This window comes from Corynebacterium sp. 11A, from assembly GCF_008930935.1.
GTDB lineage: Bacteria > Actinomycetota > Actinomycetes > Mycobacteriales > Mycobacteriaceae > Corynebacterium > Corynebacterium megadyptis.
The window spans coordinates 240,624-256,231 of the sequence record NZ_PQMR01000001.1 but is presented as its reverse complement, the minus strand read 5'-3'; the positions used below and the strand labels follow the sequence as shown (position 1 = coordinate 256,231).

Annotated in this window: 11 protein-coding genes; 2 read left to right on the top strand and 9 right to left on the bottom strand. The window is 62.7% G+C overall.

Annotation, left to right across the window (positions count from 1 at the left end):
* Positions 1-21: 21 nt before the first annotated feature.
* Complete coding sequence (locus tag GBB18_RS01025; RefSeq protein WP_151640460.1) at positions 22-2,298, bottom strand: Tex family protein; 2,277 nt, start codon at positions 2,296-2,298, stop codon at positions 22-24.
* Positions 2,299-2,389: 91 nt separating this feature from the next.
* On the opposite strand from GBB18_RS01025, the gene GBB18_RS01020 reads away from it, so the two are divergent.
* Positions 2,390-2,716 carry a hypothetical protein gene (locus GBB18_RS01020; protein ID WP_151640459.1) on the top strand — a complete coding sequence of 109 codons (327 nt, stop codon included), beginning with the start codon at positions 2,390-2,392 and terminating at the stop codon, positions 2,714-2,716.
* Here the strand turns inward: GBB18_RS01020 and betT are convergent.
* From betT to rpsP, 4 genes are all read right to left on the bottom strand, one after another.
* Positions 2,713-4,887, bottom strand: a complete 2,175-nt coding sequence (gene betT, locus GBB18_RS01015) for a choline BCCT transporter BetT (RefSeq protein WP_151640458.1) — start codon at positions 4,885-4,887, stop codon at positions 2,713-2,715. The two genes, GBB18_RS01020 and betT, sit on opposite strands and share 4 nt — an antisense overlap.
* 230 nt (positions 4,888-5,117) lie before the next feature.
* Positions 5,118-5,945 carry a tRNA (guanosine(37)-N1)-methyltransferase TrmD gene (gene trmD / locus GBB18_RS01010; protein WP_151640457.1) on the bottom strand — a complete coding sequence of 276 codons (828 nt, stop codon included), beginning with the start codon at positions 5,943-5,945 and terminating at the stop codon, positions 5,118-5,120.
* On the bottom strand, positions 5,945-6,451 hold the full coding sequence (rimM, locus tag GBB18_RS01005; protein ID WP_151640456.1) for a ribosome maturation factor RimM: 507 nt from the start codon (positions 6,449-6,451) through the stop codon (positions 5,945-5,947). Before rimM ends, trmD begins: the two co-directional genes overlap by 1 nt.
* 154 nt (positions 6,452-6,605) lie before the next feature.
* A complete protein-coding gene (gene rpsP, locus GBB18_RS01000; RefSeq protein WP_151528513.1) occupies positions 6,606-7,085 on the bottom strand; it encodes a 30S ribosomal protein S16 in 480 nt (159 codons plus the stop codon).
* A 382-nt stretch (positions 7,086-7,467) separates the two neighbouring features.
* On the opposite strand from rpsP, the gene GBB18_RS00995 reads away from it, so the two are divergent.
* Entirely contained in the window at positions 7,468-9,666 is a 2,199-nt protein-coding gene (locus GBB18_RS00995) for an acyltransferase family protein (protein ID WP_151640455.1), read from the top strand.
* Positions 9,667-9,786: 120 nt separating this feature from the next.
* Here the strand turns inward: GBB18_RS00995 and ffh are convergent, their stop codons facing one another.
* The 4 genes from ffh to GBB18_RS00975 all read right to left on the bottom strand — a co-directional run bounded on the left by ffh (position 9,787) and on the right by GBB18_RS00975 (position 15,451).
* A complete protein-coding gene (gene ffh / locus GBB18_RS00990; RefSeq protein WP_151640454.1) occupies positions 9,787-11,394 on the bottom strand; it encodes a signal recognition particle protein in 1,608 nt (535 codons plus the stop codon).
* Positions 11,395-11,456: 62 nt separating this feature from the next.
* Entirely contained in the window at positions 11,457-13,532 is a 2,076-nt protein-coding gene (locus GBB18_RS00985) for a [protein-PII] uridylyltransferase (protein ID WP_151640453.1), read from the bottom strand.
* Positions 13,533-13,607: 75 nt separating this feature from the next.
* Positions 13,608-13,946 carry a P-II family nitrogen regulator gene (locus GBB18_RS00980; RefSeq protein ID WP_151548812.1) on the bottom strand — a complete coding sequence of 113 codons (339 nt, stop codon included), beginning with the start codon at positions 13,944-13,946 and terminating at the stop codon, positions 13,608-13,610.
* Between the two features lie 215 nt (positions 13,947-14,161).
* Positions 14,162-15,451, bottom strand: a complete 1,290-nt coding sequence (locus tag GBB18_RS00975) for an ammonium transporter (RefSeq protein ID WP_151640452.1) — start codon at positions 15,449-15,451, stop codon at positions 14,162-14,164.
* Positions 15,452-15,608 lie beyond the last annotated feature (157 nt).

Here is a 15,608-nt window from a genome sequence, read left to right as displayed (position 1 = left end):
GCTGCGTGCAGCCCGCTTCTCCTAGAACCCGGCGCGTTTCAGCGCCTCGGCCATGGAGCCTTGGTCGCTGCGACGCTGCGCGCCGCCCCGCTTGCCACTAGGGCGCCGCCGGGGCTTCGCGGCAGACCCAGATCCACCTGCAGCTGGGGTGGCTGGCTGCGAGGCGTCGTCGTCAAGCCGCAATGTCAATGAGATGCGCTTGCGGTCTACATCGACATCCAGCACCTTCACCCGCACCACCTGTCCGGAGCGCACCACCTCATGCGGGTCGGAGACATAGCGATGGGCCATTGCCGAGACGTGGACGAGACCGTCCTGGTGGACGCCCACATCCACGAAGGCGCCAAAGGCCGCCACATTGGTCACCGTGCCCTCGAGAACCATGCCGGGAGTGAGATCGCTGATTTTTTCCACGCCTTCCTTGAAGCGGGCGGTGGCGAACTCGGGGCGGGGATCGCGGCCGGGCTTGTCCAGCTCGGCGAGGATATCGCTCACCGTGGGCACACCGAAGCGATCATCCGCGAAATCGGCGGGTGCCAGGCGGGAGAGCACGCGGCTATTGCCGATGAGCTCGCCGACGCTCAAGCCCGTGGACTCGGCCATGCGGCGCGCCACGGAATAGGCCTCGGGGTGCACGGCGGAGGCATCAAGGGGGTCTGTAGCCCCGTGGATGCGGAGAAAGCCCGCGGCCTGTTCGAAGGCCTTGGGGCCGAGCCGTGGCACCTTCTTCAGCTGCGCCCGAGAGCGGAAAGCGCCCTCCTGGTCGCGATAGTGCACGATATTCTGCGCCACGGTGGAAGAGATCCCGGCGACGCGCTCCAGCAGCGGCACCGAGGCGGTATTGACATCCACGCCCACGGCATTTACCGCGGCCTCCACGACTCCATCCAGGCTGCGGGCCAGCGCCACCTGGTTCACATCATGCTGGTATTGCCCCACACCGATGGATTTCGGGTCGATCTTCACCAGCTCGGCCAGCGGGTCCTGCAGGCGACGGGCGATCGAGACCGCCCCGCGCAGCGAAACATCCATCTCGGGAAATTCCGCGGCCGCCAATTCGGAGGCGGAATACACCGAGGCACCCGATTCGGAGACCACCACCGGGGTGGGGCGGCTACCGCCCGCCGCGGCGATCATGTCTGCGATCTCGTGGGCCAGCTTGTCGCTTTCACGGGAGGCGGTGCCATTGCCCACCGCAATCAGCTCCACCCCATGCTCGGCGCACAGCCCGGCCAGCTCGGCGCGGGCGGCGTCCCAGCGGTTCTGCGGCTGGTGCGGGTAGACGATCGTGGTGGCGAGCACCGCCCCAGTGGCCGAGACCACCGCCACCTTCACGCCATTGCGGTAGCCCGGGTCCATCCCGAGCGTGGCCCGCTGCCCAGCCGGGGCGGCGAGCAGCACATCGCGCAGATTGGTGGAAAAGACCTCCAAGGCGCCCTTTTCGGCGATCTCCTTCAGCCTCATGCGCGCATCCAGCGACGCCGAGACATAGAGCTTCGTGCGCCACGCGAAACGCACCGCCTGCTTCAGCCACGCATTGTGGGACACTGGGATATCCATGGCAGCGGCCACCATGGCCTCATAGTCGGCATCCTCTCCTGCCTCGATCGTGAGATTGAGAATGCCCTCCTTCTCCCCGCGCAACAACGCTAGGATGCGGTGGCTCGGCAGACTGCTCAGCGGCTCGGAAAAGTCGAAGTAGTCCTTGTATTTCGCACCGGCTCCTTCCGCGCCTTCCACGACGCTGGCGCTCATCACGCCCTGGCGAAAGACGCGCTCTCGCACCTCGCCCACCAGATCGGCATTCAGGGCGCAGCGATCGATGAGGATGGCGCGGGCACCGTCGAGGATCTCCTTCTCCCTGGGATAGTCCGCGCTGGTATAAGCGCTGGTATCGATCGGCTGGGTGGGCTCGGCCAGAATAGCGTCGAGAAGCGGCTCGATTCCGGCGGCCCGCGCTTTATCTGCCTTGGTGGTGCGGCGCTTCTTATAGGGAAGATAGAGATCCTCCAGGCGCGCCTTGGTGTCCACGGCCTCGATCTGGGCCCGCAGCGCGTCGGTGAGTTTCCCCTGTTCCGCGATGGCTGCGAGCACGGTCTCTTTGCGCTCAGCCAGTTCCCGCAGATAGCTCAGCCGCTCGGCGAGGAGGCGCAACTGAGAATCGTCGAGCCCCTCGGTCACCTCTTTGCGATAGCGGGCGATAAAGGGCACGGTGTTGCCTTCATCTAAAAGCGCGATGGTGGCTTCCACCTGGCTGGGCTTCAGCCCCAGTTCTTCAGCGATAGTGCGAGCAATCATTCGCGCCAGTTTAGCAATCGCACACACCCGCGCGCGGGGCTGGTGGACTGAGGCGAGTGCGGCGGCGAGACAGCCGCGCTGCCGAAGGGGCATGATAAAAGCTATGTACTACGCCGATCTGCACGTCTTCTGCACCCCTGATGTCCTCCTTGCCGCGAGCGAGCTAGTCCCCTCCCGCATCGCTGGGCTGGTCTCGCTGCACACCGAAGCCGTGTCCTTGTCCTGCGAGCCGGATAACATGCTGCTCAACGAAGCGGGCGGACGGCCGGACACCCTCTACCGCGTGGTCGTACATGCCGCCGAGCCGCTGCGCACAGAGCAGGTGATGAGCTGTTTCGCCGAGGATACTCTGTGGTACGGCTCCAGCGGCACCGGGGAGATCGATCCGGGTGTGAGCGCGGCCTGCGCCTGGCGCTAGTGCTGGTCCTCCGCCGGCCACTGATCCACAAACGAGGCATTATCTGAGTGATCCGATCCACCGGGCAGATATTGCTGCATGTGGAGGAACTCGAGATGCCGGTCGTAGAGATCCAAGAGATTCGAGATCAGTTGCTGGCGGGTATAGCCATAGACGTCATAGCCCAGCGAGCCGCTCTGCGAGAACACCTCGAGCCGGTAGTAGACGGTCTCGGTGGTGTGGGCGAAGCCGGGGCTGAGCTCACGCACGGGATAGATCTGGTAGCGGAAGGACTTCTCCTCGGTACCGAAATCCACCAACAAGTCGAGCTGGTTGATCCCCGTTCCCTCTACTTCTGAGGTGGTGAGCAGCGCATCGATGCCCTGTTCCCGCATCTGGGTGGCCACATCTTCGAGTGCCGGGCGGGCGATCGTCTCCACATACTCTTGGCTGCGCTGCTGATCCGGCCAGGTAGACGCGCGTTGGATGCGGCTGCGCCAATCCTCCTCCGAGTTCCTGCCGGTCCGCGAGGAGATCGCCGAGTGCAGGGCCACCTTCCTAGACTGCTGCTCGAATACCTCGAGGCGCAAAGACTTGCTCAGACCAAACATCAGTAGATACACCACGATAGCGAAGGGAATACCCATCACAATCGTGGCGGATTGCAGCGCGGAGATACCGTTGATCTGCAGCATCGTCACGGTCAGCAGCCCCACCACGGCCACCCAGAACACGCGCTGCCACTTGGCGCCATCCTGTTGGGAGTCGGTGACATGCGAGGCAAAATTGCTCATCACCAGCGCGCCGGAGTCCGCGGAGGTGACGAAGAAAAGCATGCCCACCAGCAGCGAAAGAGCCACCATGACGGAGCCGTACGGGAGGGCGTCGAGAAGCACGAAAAAGCCCTGCTGCGGATTGTCGTTGGTGAGAAGGCCGAATTCCGTATCGCCGCCCATCACCCTGTCCAGGGCGGTATTGCCAAAGATCGAGGCCCACAGCGCGGTAAAGGTGAAGGGCACAACCAGGGTGCCCACGATGAACTGGCGCAGCGTCCGGCCGCGAGAGATACGCGCCAAGAAGAGCCCCACGAAGGGCGCCCATGCCACCCACCATGCCCAGAAGAACAGGGTCCACGTTTGCATCCACTCCCCAGTCTGCGCGGGCGTAGTGGAATAGGCAAAGGAGGAAAAAGTCCAGCTAGGAAGCTTAGTGAGGTAATCGCCAATGTTTTGCATCATGGCGTCGAAAAGAAAGGCCGTCTTGCCCGTGACCAACACGTAGACCATGAGCAGCAGAGCAAGATAGACGTTGATCTCGGAAATACGCTTGATGCCCTTATCCACCCCAGCGACCGCCGAGACGGTCGCAGCGAGGATGGCCACGACCACCAGACCAATCTGGGCAGCGTGCCCCTCGGGGATCCCGAAGAGGAACTGCAGTCCGAAGTTCAACTGCACCACACCGATACCGAGGGAGGCCGCCACACCAAATACTGTGCCGAGCATCGCGGCGATATCCACTGCGTCTCCTACGGGCCCGTGTACCCGCTTGCCCAGAATCGGATACAGGGCGGAGCGAATCGCCAAAGGCATATTGAGCCGGTAGGCGTAGTAGCCGAAGGCCATGCCGAGCAGCGCGTAGAGCGCCCAACCAGACATGCCGTAGTGGAAGAAGGTCCACACCACCGCATCGCGGGCGGCGGCCGCAGTTTCTCCCTCTCCCTCGGGTGGGCCGTAGTACTGGTTAATGGGCTCCGCCACAGAGTAGAACATCAATCCGATGCCAATACCGGCCGCAAACAGCATCGCGGACCAAGAAAAGAGCGAGTACTGCGGCCGAGCATGGTCCGGGCCAAGTTTGATGGACCCAGCCCGCGAACAGGCGATGAAAAGCATAAATATCAGGGCGGCCGCCACGGTAAGAATGAGGAACCAGCCGAAATTAGAGGTGATCCAGCCGGTGACGGTGTTCAGTGTGGATTCCGCAGAATCCTTATTCACCAATCCCCAGATGGACACCAAGATCACACCGATACCGGAGGTGATGAACACCGCCCAGTTGGGTTTCGGTGGCCGGCCGTTGTTGTCAAAGGTGCCCGCCCTATAGGTGCCCACGATGGCGCGGCGATTCGTCGGCTCCTCGTGCGGCTGGCTGGTCTGCTTATACGTCCTAGGGGTATTGCTCGAAGACATCTCGCAACTCTCGTTATCGATAGCGTTGATCTCGTGCACGCACACACCCGCACTGGCGCCGCGAGACCCCGCCCCGCCTAGCGACACAGGAGCACGCGCCACCTCCGCGCGACGCCGCAGAGTACTCTCCGGTGCGCCGCTGCTGCGGGCGTATGGCGAATAACAGTGTAGACCCCGCCGCCGGCATCAGGTCGAGAGGGCAATATTATCGTCGCAGCACACCTCGCATGCTAAGGATTCAGCTCCGCGAGAAATGCGCGATCAGCGGCGCTGAGTTCTACGTGCTCGAGCAGATCGGGGCGACGCTCCGCGGTGCGCTGCAGCGCCTGCTCCCGTCGCCATCTCTCCACCCGAGCATGATCTCCGGAAAACAGCACCTCGGGAACATCGAGTCCCCGCCAGCTCCGGGGCTTGGTGTAGCTCGGCCCTTCCAGCAGGCCGGTGGAGAAGGAATCATCCTCATGGCTGTTCTTATTACCCAGCACCCCAGGGATCAGTCGCACAATCGCCTCCGCCATCACGAGCACCGCCACTTCCCCACCGACCAGCACATAATCGCCGATGGAGACTTCCTCTACCCGATAGCGCTGGCGGGCATCCTCCACCACCCGCTGATCGATGCCTTCATAGCGGCCGCAGGCGAAAACGATATGCCTTTCCCTCGACCAGCGCTCGGCATCGGCTTGCTGAAAAGGCCGCCCTGCCGGGGTGGGCACGATGAGCAGGGGCCGCTGCTCCGCCACTGTCTCATACTCCTGCTCCACCACGGCTGGCCCACGCACATGCCGCTGCGCTGAACTGAGCAGCTCTACCTCGGCGGCGGGGCCGGTACCAGCGGCGACATCATCGAGCGCAGGCCCCCACACCTCCGGTTTCATCACCATGCCGGGGCCGCCACCATAGGGGGAATCATCCACCGCCTTGTGGTTGCCGCTGGCCCACTGCCGCAGATCGTGCACCCCCACCTGCACGATGTCGTGCTCAATCGCTTTGCCAATCAGGGCGTGGCGGAGCGGCTCCACATAGCCAGGGAAAATGCTGAGAACATCAAGACGCATCAGAGATCCAACAACCCTTCCGGCGGGGTCAGCGTGATGTTTCCGCCCTCAAGATCTACCTCGGGCACGATCGCCTCGACGAAGGGCACGAGGCTTTCGCCGCCGTTGCTGAGTTGAATGTTCAGCAGGTTATGGGCCACACCGCGCTCGACGCTAAGCACCTCGCCGATGTGTGCGCCATCGACGTACACTCGCAAGCCTTCGAGCTCGTGATCGTAGAAGCCCTCGTCCTCGTCCTCCTCGCGGGGGTCGGCGAAAAATCGCATGCCCCGCAGACTCTCGGCTGCGGTGCGATCAGCGATCTCCTCGAACTTCACCAGCAGCCGCCCCTTATGCACTCGTGCCGCGGCGATGGTGAGCTCAAGGGTTTTTCCAGTTTGCTTCCCCTCGAGCACCTCGCCGATGGCGAAGCGTTCCTCGGGGACATCGGTGGTGGGGTCAATGATCACTTCTCCCTTAATGCCGTGGGATTTGATCACGCGCCCAATCTGCAGCTTCTCATCCATGATTGTGTAGTTTAAAGCCCTTTCTGCCGTGGGTGAACTAGCGCCCGTACACGCCCTGCGCTGGCGGTGTCCGCGCATGAGAAAACCGCACCACGCTTCCCTTGTGCACAATGTGCGGGGCGCGGTGCGGTTGGCGTCGATAAGCGCGCAGAGTTTACTCTGCAGCCTCCTCAGCCTCAGCCTCCTTGGCAGCCTCTTCCTCAGCCTTCTTCTTGGCCTCGGCCTCAGCGGCGTCCTTCTCTTCCTTGGCCTTGCGCTTCTTCTCGGTGATGGCCTCAGCGGTCGGGCCGTTGTTGGCCTCGGAGAGGGCCTCGTTGAATAGCTCCAGCTTGGACTTCTTCTCCGGGGCAACCTTCAGGGTTCCCTCGGCGCCCTCGATGCCCTTGAACTTCTGCCAGTCACCGGTGACCTTCAGCAGAGCGAGAACCGGCTCGGTCGGCTGAGCGCCCACGCCCAACCAGTACTGAGCGCGCTCGGAATCGATGCGGATGACCGAAGGGTCCTCCTTGGGGTGGTAGATACCGATGTTCTCGATGACCTTGCCGTTGCGGCGGGTACGAGCATCAGCCACAACCACGCGGTACTGCGGGGTGCGGATCTTACCGATGCGGGCGAGCTTAATCTTGACAGCCATGTATGGCTCCTTTTCTTCTTGTCACTTAGGCAGTACAGACGCGCCTACCACATGTAGTGGGCGCCGGTTCAACCCTTGGATTTACCTGCGGGTGACACCGTGGGGTCGCCAGGCGAGACGTACTCGGGGACTGGCAGTTACCGCAGACAACTCGAAGAATACTACCTGAGCCCCTAGACAGACACAACCCGCTCCCAAGCACCTCTCCTCTCCACCCGCGGCTCCACAGCGCTCGTGTCTTTTCGTCAAACGCGCCCGCGGTCGGTAGGCTAAACAGTCGATATCAGCCCCTGCCACAGGCTTAGACCTTGTCACTGTATATTTTTTCGGTCTGCTTAAGCTGGGCGGAAAAGACGAGCATCTAAGGAGTCGAGTTCACCCAGTGTCTGAAAGCAATGCGCTGAAATCGGTGTCATATCGCTACGACCTCGACGGTTTGCGCGGTGTCGCCATCGCCTTTGTGGTGATCTTCCACGTGTTCGTCGGCCGTGTCTCCGGCGGCGTCGACGTCTTCCTGCTGCTATCCGGCTACTTCTTTCTCGGCTCGCAGCTGCGCTACGCCGAGCGGATGCGAGCCTCCCTCAATCCATGGTGGCCACTCTGGCGCACCATCCGCAGATTGGTGCCGGCACTGGTGGTGGTGCTCTTCTCGGTGGCGGCCCTAGTGTGGTGGATGGTGCCCTCGCTGAAGGAGGGCACGCTGGTCAAGCAACTGCTCGCCAGCCTGCTGTACTACCAAAACTGGGAGCTGGCCAGCCAAGACGCCGACTATAACGTGGCCTCGGATAGCGTCAGCCCGCTGCAACATTTGTGGTCCATGTCCGTGCAGGGCCAATTCTATGTGGCCGCCATCCTGCTCTCGCTGGGCCTGCTGGCGCTCCTGCGCCTGCTGCGCTTGCGCCGCACCCGGGTATCCACGGTGGCGGGACCCATCCTCATTCTCATCACCCTGACCTCCTTTATTTATGCGTGCATTCTGCACAACCAGGATCAGGGGCTTAACTACTACTCCACCTTCTCCCGCGCCTGGGAGCTCACCCTCGGCGCCGTCCTGGCTATCTATGGGCACAGGATTCAGCTGAATGAGAAGCTGCGCTCCGCCCTAGCGGTACTGGGCTTGCTCATGGTGCTCAGCACCGGCCTGCTTTTTGACGGCGCGCAGGTCTTCCCCGGCCCATGGACGCTCTACCCTCTCGGCGGTGCGGTGTTCATTATCCTTGGCTCCGGCCCGGTATCGACTCTGCTCAGCCGCCGCAGCATGCGCTGGCTCGGCGATATCGCCTATTCCCTTTATCTCTGGCACTGGCCGCTGTTGATCCTCTCGGTGATCTACTTCGACCTCACCGAGCCCAGCATCGTGCTGGGCGTGGCAGTCATCGCCATCTCCGTGGTGCTGGCCCATCTCACCTACACCCTCGTGGAAAAGCCGTTGCGCCAGCACCGCTCCCGTCCGATGAATGATGAGTATGTGGCGTGGAGCGCCTTCCAAGCGATGCAGAATAATTCTGCGGCGCGACTGCGGGGGCTGGGCGGCGCCAGCGTGGCCACCGTGTTCATCCTCCTGCTGTCCATGGCACCGGCCTATAACCAGCAGCTCAGTAAGGCCGAGGAGGAGACCCTGGACCCGCAGCTCTATCCCGGGGCGCTGGCACTCAGCGGGGCGACTGTGCCGCAGGATGTGGACCCACAGCCGGATCCGGAGCTGATTGGTGATCTCTACCCACAGATCGGCTGGGATCGCTGCATGGCCTTTTCTTCCCAGCCCCCGGCCTACTTCCCCACCACCGCCTCCAATCCCGATGGGGAGGATGGGCCCTGTGCCTATGGCGAATTGGATAACTTCAGCAAAACCATCTACTTGGTGGGCGGCAGCCACGCCGAGCAATACTCATCGGCACTCATCGACATTGCCAAGGAAGAGGGGTGGCGGATCATCCCGCAGCTGCGCCAGGGCTGCCCGCTCTTTTTACAATACGAGGGCGAATACGGCCCGGAGGATACGTGCGCCCGCTATAACCACAAGTCCTTGGATCTGCTGCTGGCAGCCCAGCCGGATCTGGTGCTCTCCACCTCCACCCGCCCGCAGTTCTTGAGCGGCGAGGGCCCCGACCATGTGCCCTTTGATTATGAGCGGGTGTGGGAGCTGCTGGACGAGGCCGGTATCCCCTTCTTGGGCCTGCGCGATAATCCCTGGGGCTGGAATGAAGACGGTTCGCCCTTCAACCGCACCCAGTGCATGGCCCAGGGCAATAGCGCTGAAGAGTGCGGCGTGGACCGAGACCTCGTCTACGCGGACGAAGATCCCGCCAAGGAGATCCTGGACGGCTTCGACAATATGCGCTCGGTGGATACCGCTGATTGGTTCTGCGAGGAGGACTTCTGCCCGCCGGTGATCGGCAATGTCTACGTCTACCGCGACCGCAACCACATCTCGGAGGCCTATGCCTACACCCTGAAAGAGAAGCTGCGGGCCGAGCTGAAAAAGATGTTTGCCGATATCGACCCCGACAAGCTCGGCGATCCGGACGCCGCCCCCACCACCACCTTCTTCGATGAAAACGATCCGGTGAACATGCGCTAGGCGCCCTCGCCCTGGGCGCGACGGGCACACAGACAGCATCAGGCGGCCTGCACTCCTCCTCAAGGGAAGTCCAGGCCGCCTGTGAGTTATCGGGCCGCAGCGGCGCGGCAGCCGAGCTAACTACTTGCCTTTACCGAAGTCCAGCTTGCTCAGGTCGATATCTTCCATGCCCTTCGGCATCTTCGGCATACCGGGGAAGCCGCCGCCCATGCCGCCCATCTGCTGCTGTAGCTTCTCCAATTCCTCTGGGGAGGGCATGCCGCCACCCATTCCGGGCATTGCGCCCCGCTTCGGCCCGCGGTTTTTGCCCTTGTTGGTGCGCTTGCCCTTCTTATTCTTGCGCCCCTTCGGCTTCTTCTTCGTGGCCGAGCGGCCGCCGCCCATGCCCGGCATGCCGAATTGGCCGGCCATCTTGCTCATCATCTTCTTCGCCTCAAAGAAGCGCTCCACCAGCTGGTTCACTTCCGAAACGGCCACACCGGAGCCCGTGGCGATGCGCTTGCGGCGGGAGGCGTTGAGGATCTTTGGGTCCTCGCGCTCGGCGGGGGTCATGCCGCGGATGATGGCCTGGATTCGGTCAAGCTGCTTCTCATCCACCATGTCGGCCATCTGCGACATCTGGGAACCACCGGGCAGCATCTTGAGGATGTTGCCGATCGGCCCCATGCGGCGGATCCTGAGCATCTGATCGAGGAAGTCCTCTAGGGTGAGCTCTCCGGTGCCCAGCTTGGAGGCGGTTTTCATCGCCTCTTCCTGGTCCAGCTTCTGCTCGGCCTGCTCGATCAAGGAGAGCATATCGCCCATGCCGAGGATGCGGCTGGCCATGCGCTCCGGGTGGAAGACATCGAAATCTTCGAGCTTCTCGCCGGAGGAGGCGAACATAATCGGCTTGCCGGTGACCTCACGGATCGACAGCGCCGCACCACCGCGGGCATCGCCGTCCAGCTTGGTCAGCACCACGCCGGTGAAGTCCACGCCATCGCGGAAGGCCTCGGCGGTATGCACCGCATCCTGACCAATCATGGCGTCGATGACGAAGAGCACTTCGTCTGGGTTCACGGCATCGCGAATATTGCGGGCCTGCGTCATCAGCGTCTCGTCGATACCGAGACGACCAGCGGTATCCACGATCACGATGTCGTGCTGAGCTCGCTTGGCCTCAGCGATACCTTGGCGGGCTACCTCCACGGGGTCGCCATGGGAGGTGCCCATCTCGTGCTCGCTGCCGAGGGCGGTGCCGGGATCGGGGGCGAAGGTGGGCACACCGGCGCGCTCACCAACGATTTGCAGCTGCTGCACGGCGCCGGGGCGCTGCAGATCGCAGGCCACCAGCATGGGGGTGTGCCCCTGTCCGGCGAGGTGCTTGGCCAGCTTACCGGCCAGGGTGGTTTTACCAGCACCCTGCAGACCGGCGAGCATGATCACCGTGGGCGGGTTCTTGGCCAAGTTCAGCCGGCGAGTCTCCCCACCGAGAATGTCAACGAGTTCCTCGTTGACGATCTTGATCACTTGCTGCGCTGGGTTGAGCGCCTTAGAAACCTCCGCGCCGGTTGCCCGGGACTTGATGCGCTTGATAAAGCCGCGTACCACACTCAGCGAGACGTCCGCCTCGAGCAGCGCCAGCCGGATCTCGCGGGCGGTGGCATTAATATCAGCTTCAGTGAGCTTGCCTTTGCCGCGTAGATCCTTAAGCGCCCCTGTGAGCCGGTCTGATAGTGATTCAAACACGAAAAGTTTCTCCCCTAGATGTACGTCTTGTCTCGCTATACATTACCTATACCGGCTTTATGCTAGCCGTTGAGCAGGCAGCGCGTCACGTCACGTTCGATCTGCGCGGAGTCATACTCGCCGGCGAGACAAAACTGGGCAATGCAGGTAGCACCGGGCCGGCGCAGGCTCAGCCACTCCACCTCGGGCAGCACGCTCAATAGCGTCCCGAGAATGCCGTGCACATCGGGCGCGCGCACCTCCACGGTGCGGCCATACCAATAGGTGGCCACCATGGAGGTGTGCACCTGCGGCGGGGTGGTGTGTACTCCCGACTTATAGGACTGCACAAAATGCTGAATGTCGAGTTCCGCGCCGAAACGCGGTCGCGCCTTGAGGGCCACGCAGTCGCCATTGACGCCGGCTTTGCGCAGCCGCAGGCCGCTGGCATGAACGGTGGCCAACAGCGTCATCAGCTGGGCGCGGTTCGGAATACGCGCCAGGATCCGGTAGTGCGCGCCTCGGCGCACTACCTCGATGGTCTCTACCTGCTCAATCTGCGGCGGCTGCGGCACAACACAGGTGAGCATCCGCTCGGCATTGCGCACGAGAATGTCCATGCCATAGGCCAGCGTGGAGCTATATACCCCCGGCCCAGTGCCGCGCGCATCTGCCTTGGTCAACAGCGCCAAAAGGTTGAGGATGAGCTGATCGTAGTGCACCGCATCGAGCAGCTTATCGACGCTATCCTCGCTACTCACATCCGTGGTGGTGGCCAATTCCGCGAGGGTGGTGTGCTCGAGTACCAAGGTGCGCAGCACCTCCACATCGGCCGCGGCGAAACCCATGCGCTGGGCTTGTGCCACCACCATCTCCGCGCCCACGATGGCGTGCGGCCGGCCGCAGCGCTTGCCCATGTCGTGGAAGAGCGCGGCCAGAAGCAGCAGGTCTGGGCGTGCCGCCGCGATGGTTTCGCTGGCGCAGTTTTCCACCACGGCTATGGAGTGGCGGTCGATGGTGTGAATATGCGTGGGTTCTTTGGGCATGAGCCCCCGCACTCTCTCCCACTCCGGCACGAGCGGGCTGAATAATCCAAAGCGGTCCATCGACCGCACCACCTCGAGGGTGTGCTCGGGACTGGAGAGGACGGTAAAAAAGTCCTCGACTGAGGGCTTTGGCCACGGCTCCGGCAGCGGCGGGCAAGTGCGCAGCGAGGACCACACGGCCGTGGACACCCGCAGCCCGTGGCGGGCGGCTGCAGCAGCAACGCGCAGCGGCAGGCCCGGATCCTCGAAGTTAGTATCGCGCGCCAAGGACACGTGATCGCCTTGGGCAAAAACATCTAAGTCCACCGGCTGGCGGCGGCTGCGGGTCAGCGGGACGCGGGTGATCACATCGCGGGCGCTATCGAGGGCCCGCGTCAGGGCCACATCCACGTTGTGGGCGGCCTCGGCGATGGCGCTGGACAGCTCATAACGATCGGTAAAGCCGAGCTTATCGGCCACGTCCACGGCGAACTCGGGGTCGAGGACATCGCGATGCCGACGGGCGGCGGTGTGCAGCAGCGTGCGGGCGTCGATAAGCAAACGGCGCTCGCGGGAAAGATCGGGGGCGTCCACGAGATTGCCGAGGGCGAGCGCGCGCAGCAACTCAATATCGCGCAGCCCGCCGTGCCCGTTTTTCAGATCCGGCCGAGTCATGGACACGCACGAGCCCGAGCGCCGCCAGCGCTTAATGGCCTCATCGGCGATGTGGTCGAATTTGCGCGGCAGCACTTGCCGCCAACGGTGCCGCACCGCGCGGATGGTGAAGGCGCTGAGCTCCTCATCGCCGCTGACATGGCATAGATCCAGCAAGGCGAGGCTGGCGCTGGGTTCGGTGGCCAGCACCGAGAGGCAGTCGGCGGTGGTGCGCACGCTGTGGTCAAGGGCGATGCGCGAATTCCAAATGGGATACCACACCTCGGAAAGATCGCCGTCGAAATCATCGGGAATGAGCAGCACCAGATCGAGATCGGAATGCGGCGTCATTTCTCCGCGCGCGAAAGAACCGGTGGCCGCGAGAGCACATCCTGGGGGCACCTGCACCGTGGCTACCGTCTGGTGCACGAAATCGAGGGTGTCGCTGCGGAACACAGCGGCGGTATGGGAGAGCTTCATAGTCATCAGCATAAAAACAGCCCCCGGTACCCAACACATGTGGGCCCGGAGGCTAGAGAAAATAGCGGCGTAAATTTACAGGGCGTCGGAGCCGCGCTCGCCGGTACGCACGCGCACGAGCTGGTCGATCGGACTCACCCAGATTTTGCCGTCGCCGATCTTGCCAGTGCGGGCGGCCCCGGCGATGGTATCGAGAACCTCATCGAGCTGGGAATCGTCCACGATGGTCTCGATTTTGATCTTCGGCACGAAGTCGATGGCATATTCGGCGCCACGGTAGACCTCAGAGTGGCCCTTTTGCTGGCCGTAGCCCTGGGTTTCGGTCACGGTCATGCCCAGCACGCCGATCTGGGAGAGGGCTTCTTTAATGTCGTTGAGAGTAAAAGGCTTAACGATGGCGGTAACAAGCTTCATGGGACAGTCACTCCTTGGAGATAGCGGTATCGGTGTCTGCGCCGAGCTGCGATCGATAGGACTCGTATGAGATCGATGCGCTCCGCGCCTTCGCCGTGCACGCGGCGCCAGCGCCGCGTGAATAGGTTGTACCTACGAAGTGTAGTTATTTCTCATGGTCTGCGTCGGCGGCACCGGACTCGCGATGAACTCCGGTGCCACCCACCGGGACTGCGCTAGAAGCGCATCGAGGAGGTCTCGTAGGCGGTCTCGCCGTGGATGCGGTAGTCGATTCCGCTTTCCTCATCGGTTTCTTCGATGCGCCAGCCCATGGTGCTGCGGATAATCAGGGCCATGACCACGGTGACCGCGGCGGAGACAACCATGGCCGCGAGTGCCACCGCGAACTGCACCACCAGCAGTGCGAAGCCATCGCTACCGCCGCCGTAGAAGATGCCGATGGTGGTATCCAGCAGCGCCAGGCCGATGGTGCCCCACAGGCCAGCAACCAGGTGCACACCCACCACATCGAGGGTGTCATCGAGGCCGAAGCGGTATTTCCAGCTCACTGCCCACGCTGCGAGTCCACCGCCAACGGCGCCGAGAACGAGGGAGCCCACTGGGTCGAGAGCACCGGCGGCCGGGGTGATCGCCACCAGGCCTGCCACCACGCCCGAGGCCGCACCGAGGGAGGTCATGTGGTGATCGCGGAAGCGCTCCACTACCAGCCAGCCGATAATTCCGGCGGCGGCTGCGGCGGCGGTATTCATCCATGCCAGACCCGCTAGGCCATCGGCGGCGAAGGCGGAACCGGCGTTGAAGCCGCACCAGCCGAACCAAAGCAGACCGGAGCCGATCATCACCATGGGCAGGTTGTGCGGGCGGTGCACGTGGCGCGGGAAGCCCCGACGGCGTCCACTCACCACGGCCAGCACCAGCGCCGCGGTGCCCGCGGCAATGTGCACCACGGTGCCGCCGGCGAAGTCCACCGGTCCAATGAGGGCGTCCTCGCCCTCGGAGCCGAACAACCATCCAGCAATGGAGTGGGAGGATTCGGAGAGCAATCCGCCGCCCCACACCATGTGCGCCAGCGGGAAATAGGCAAAGGTGACCCACAGGCCGGCAAAGACCAGCCAGGAAGAGAACTTCACGCGCTCCGCGATGGCACCACTGATAAGGGCCACGGAGATCACGGCGAAGGTCACCTGGAAGGCGACGTCGATAATCGCCGGGTACCCGGCTTCACTCATCACGTAGTCGCCGGCGCCATCGGTCATCACATTGCGCAGGCCGAAGTCCGTGAAGGGATCGGCCACAATGCCGGCGAGGTCCTTGCCGCCATAGGACATGGACCATCCATAAAGAATGAAGATGGGGATGACGACCCCCATCGCCCCAAAGGACATCATCATCGTGTTCAGTACGGACTTCTGGCGGGACATTCCGCCGTAGAACATGCTGAGTGCGGGAGTCATAAGCAACACCAAGGAAGCGGACATGAGCATCCAGCTTGCGTTTCCCTCCATGTTTTCTTCCTTTCTTGCTGCTGTGTCTCGTTATCGTCGGGTATCTATCACCAACAAAAAATAACTATAGACCAATAGAAAAATAAATTCTATTGGCCTATAGAAAGCGGCACCCCCTCATAAGAAAACCGCCCCTATCTGCACAGATAGGAGGCGG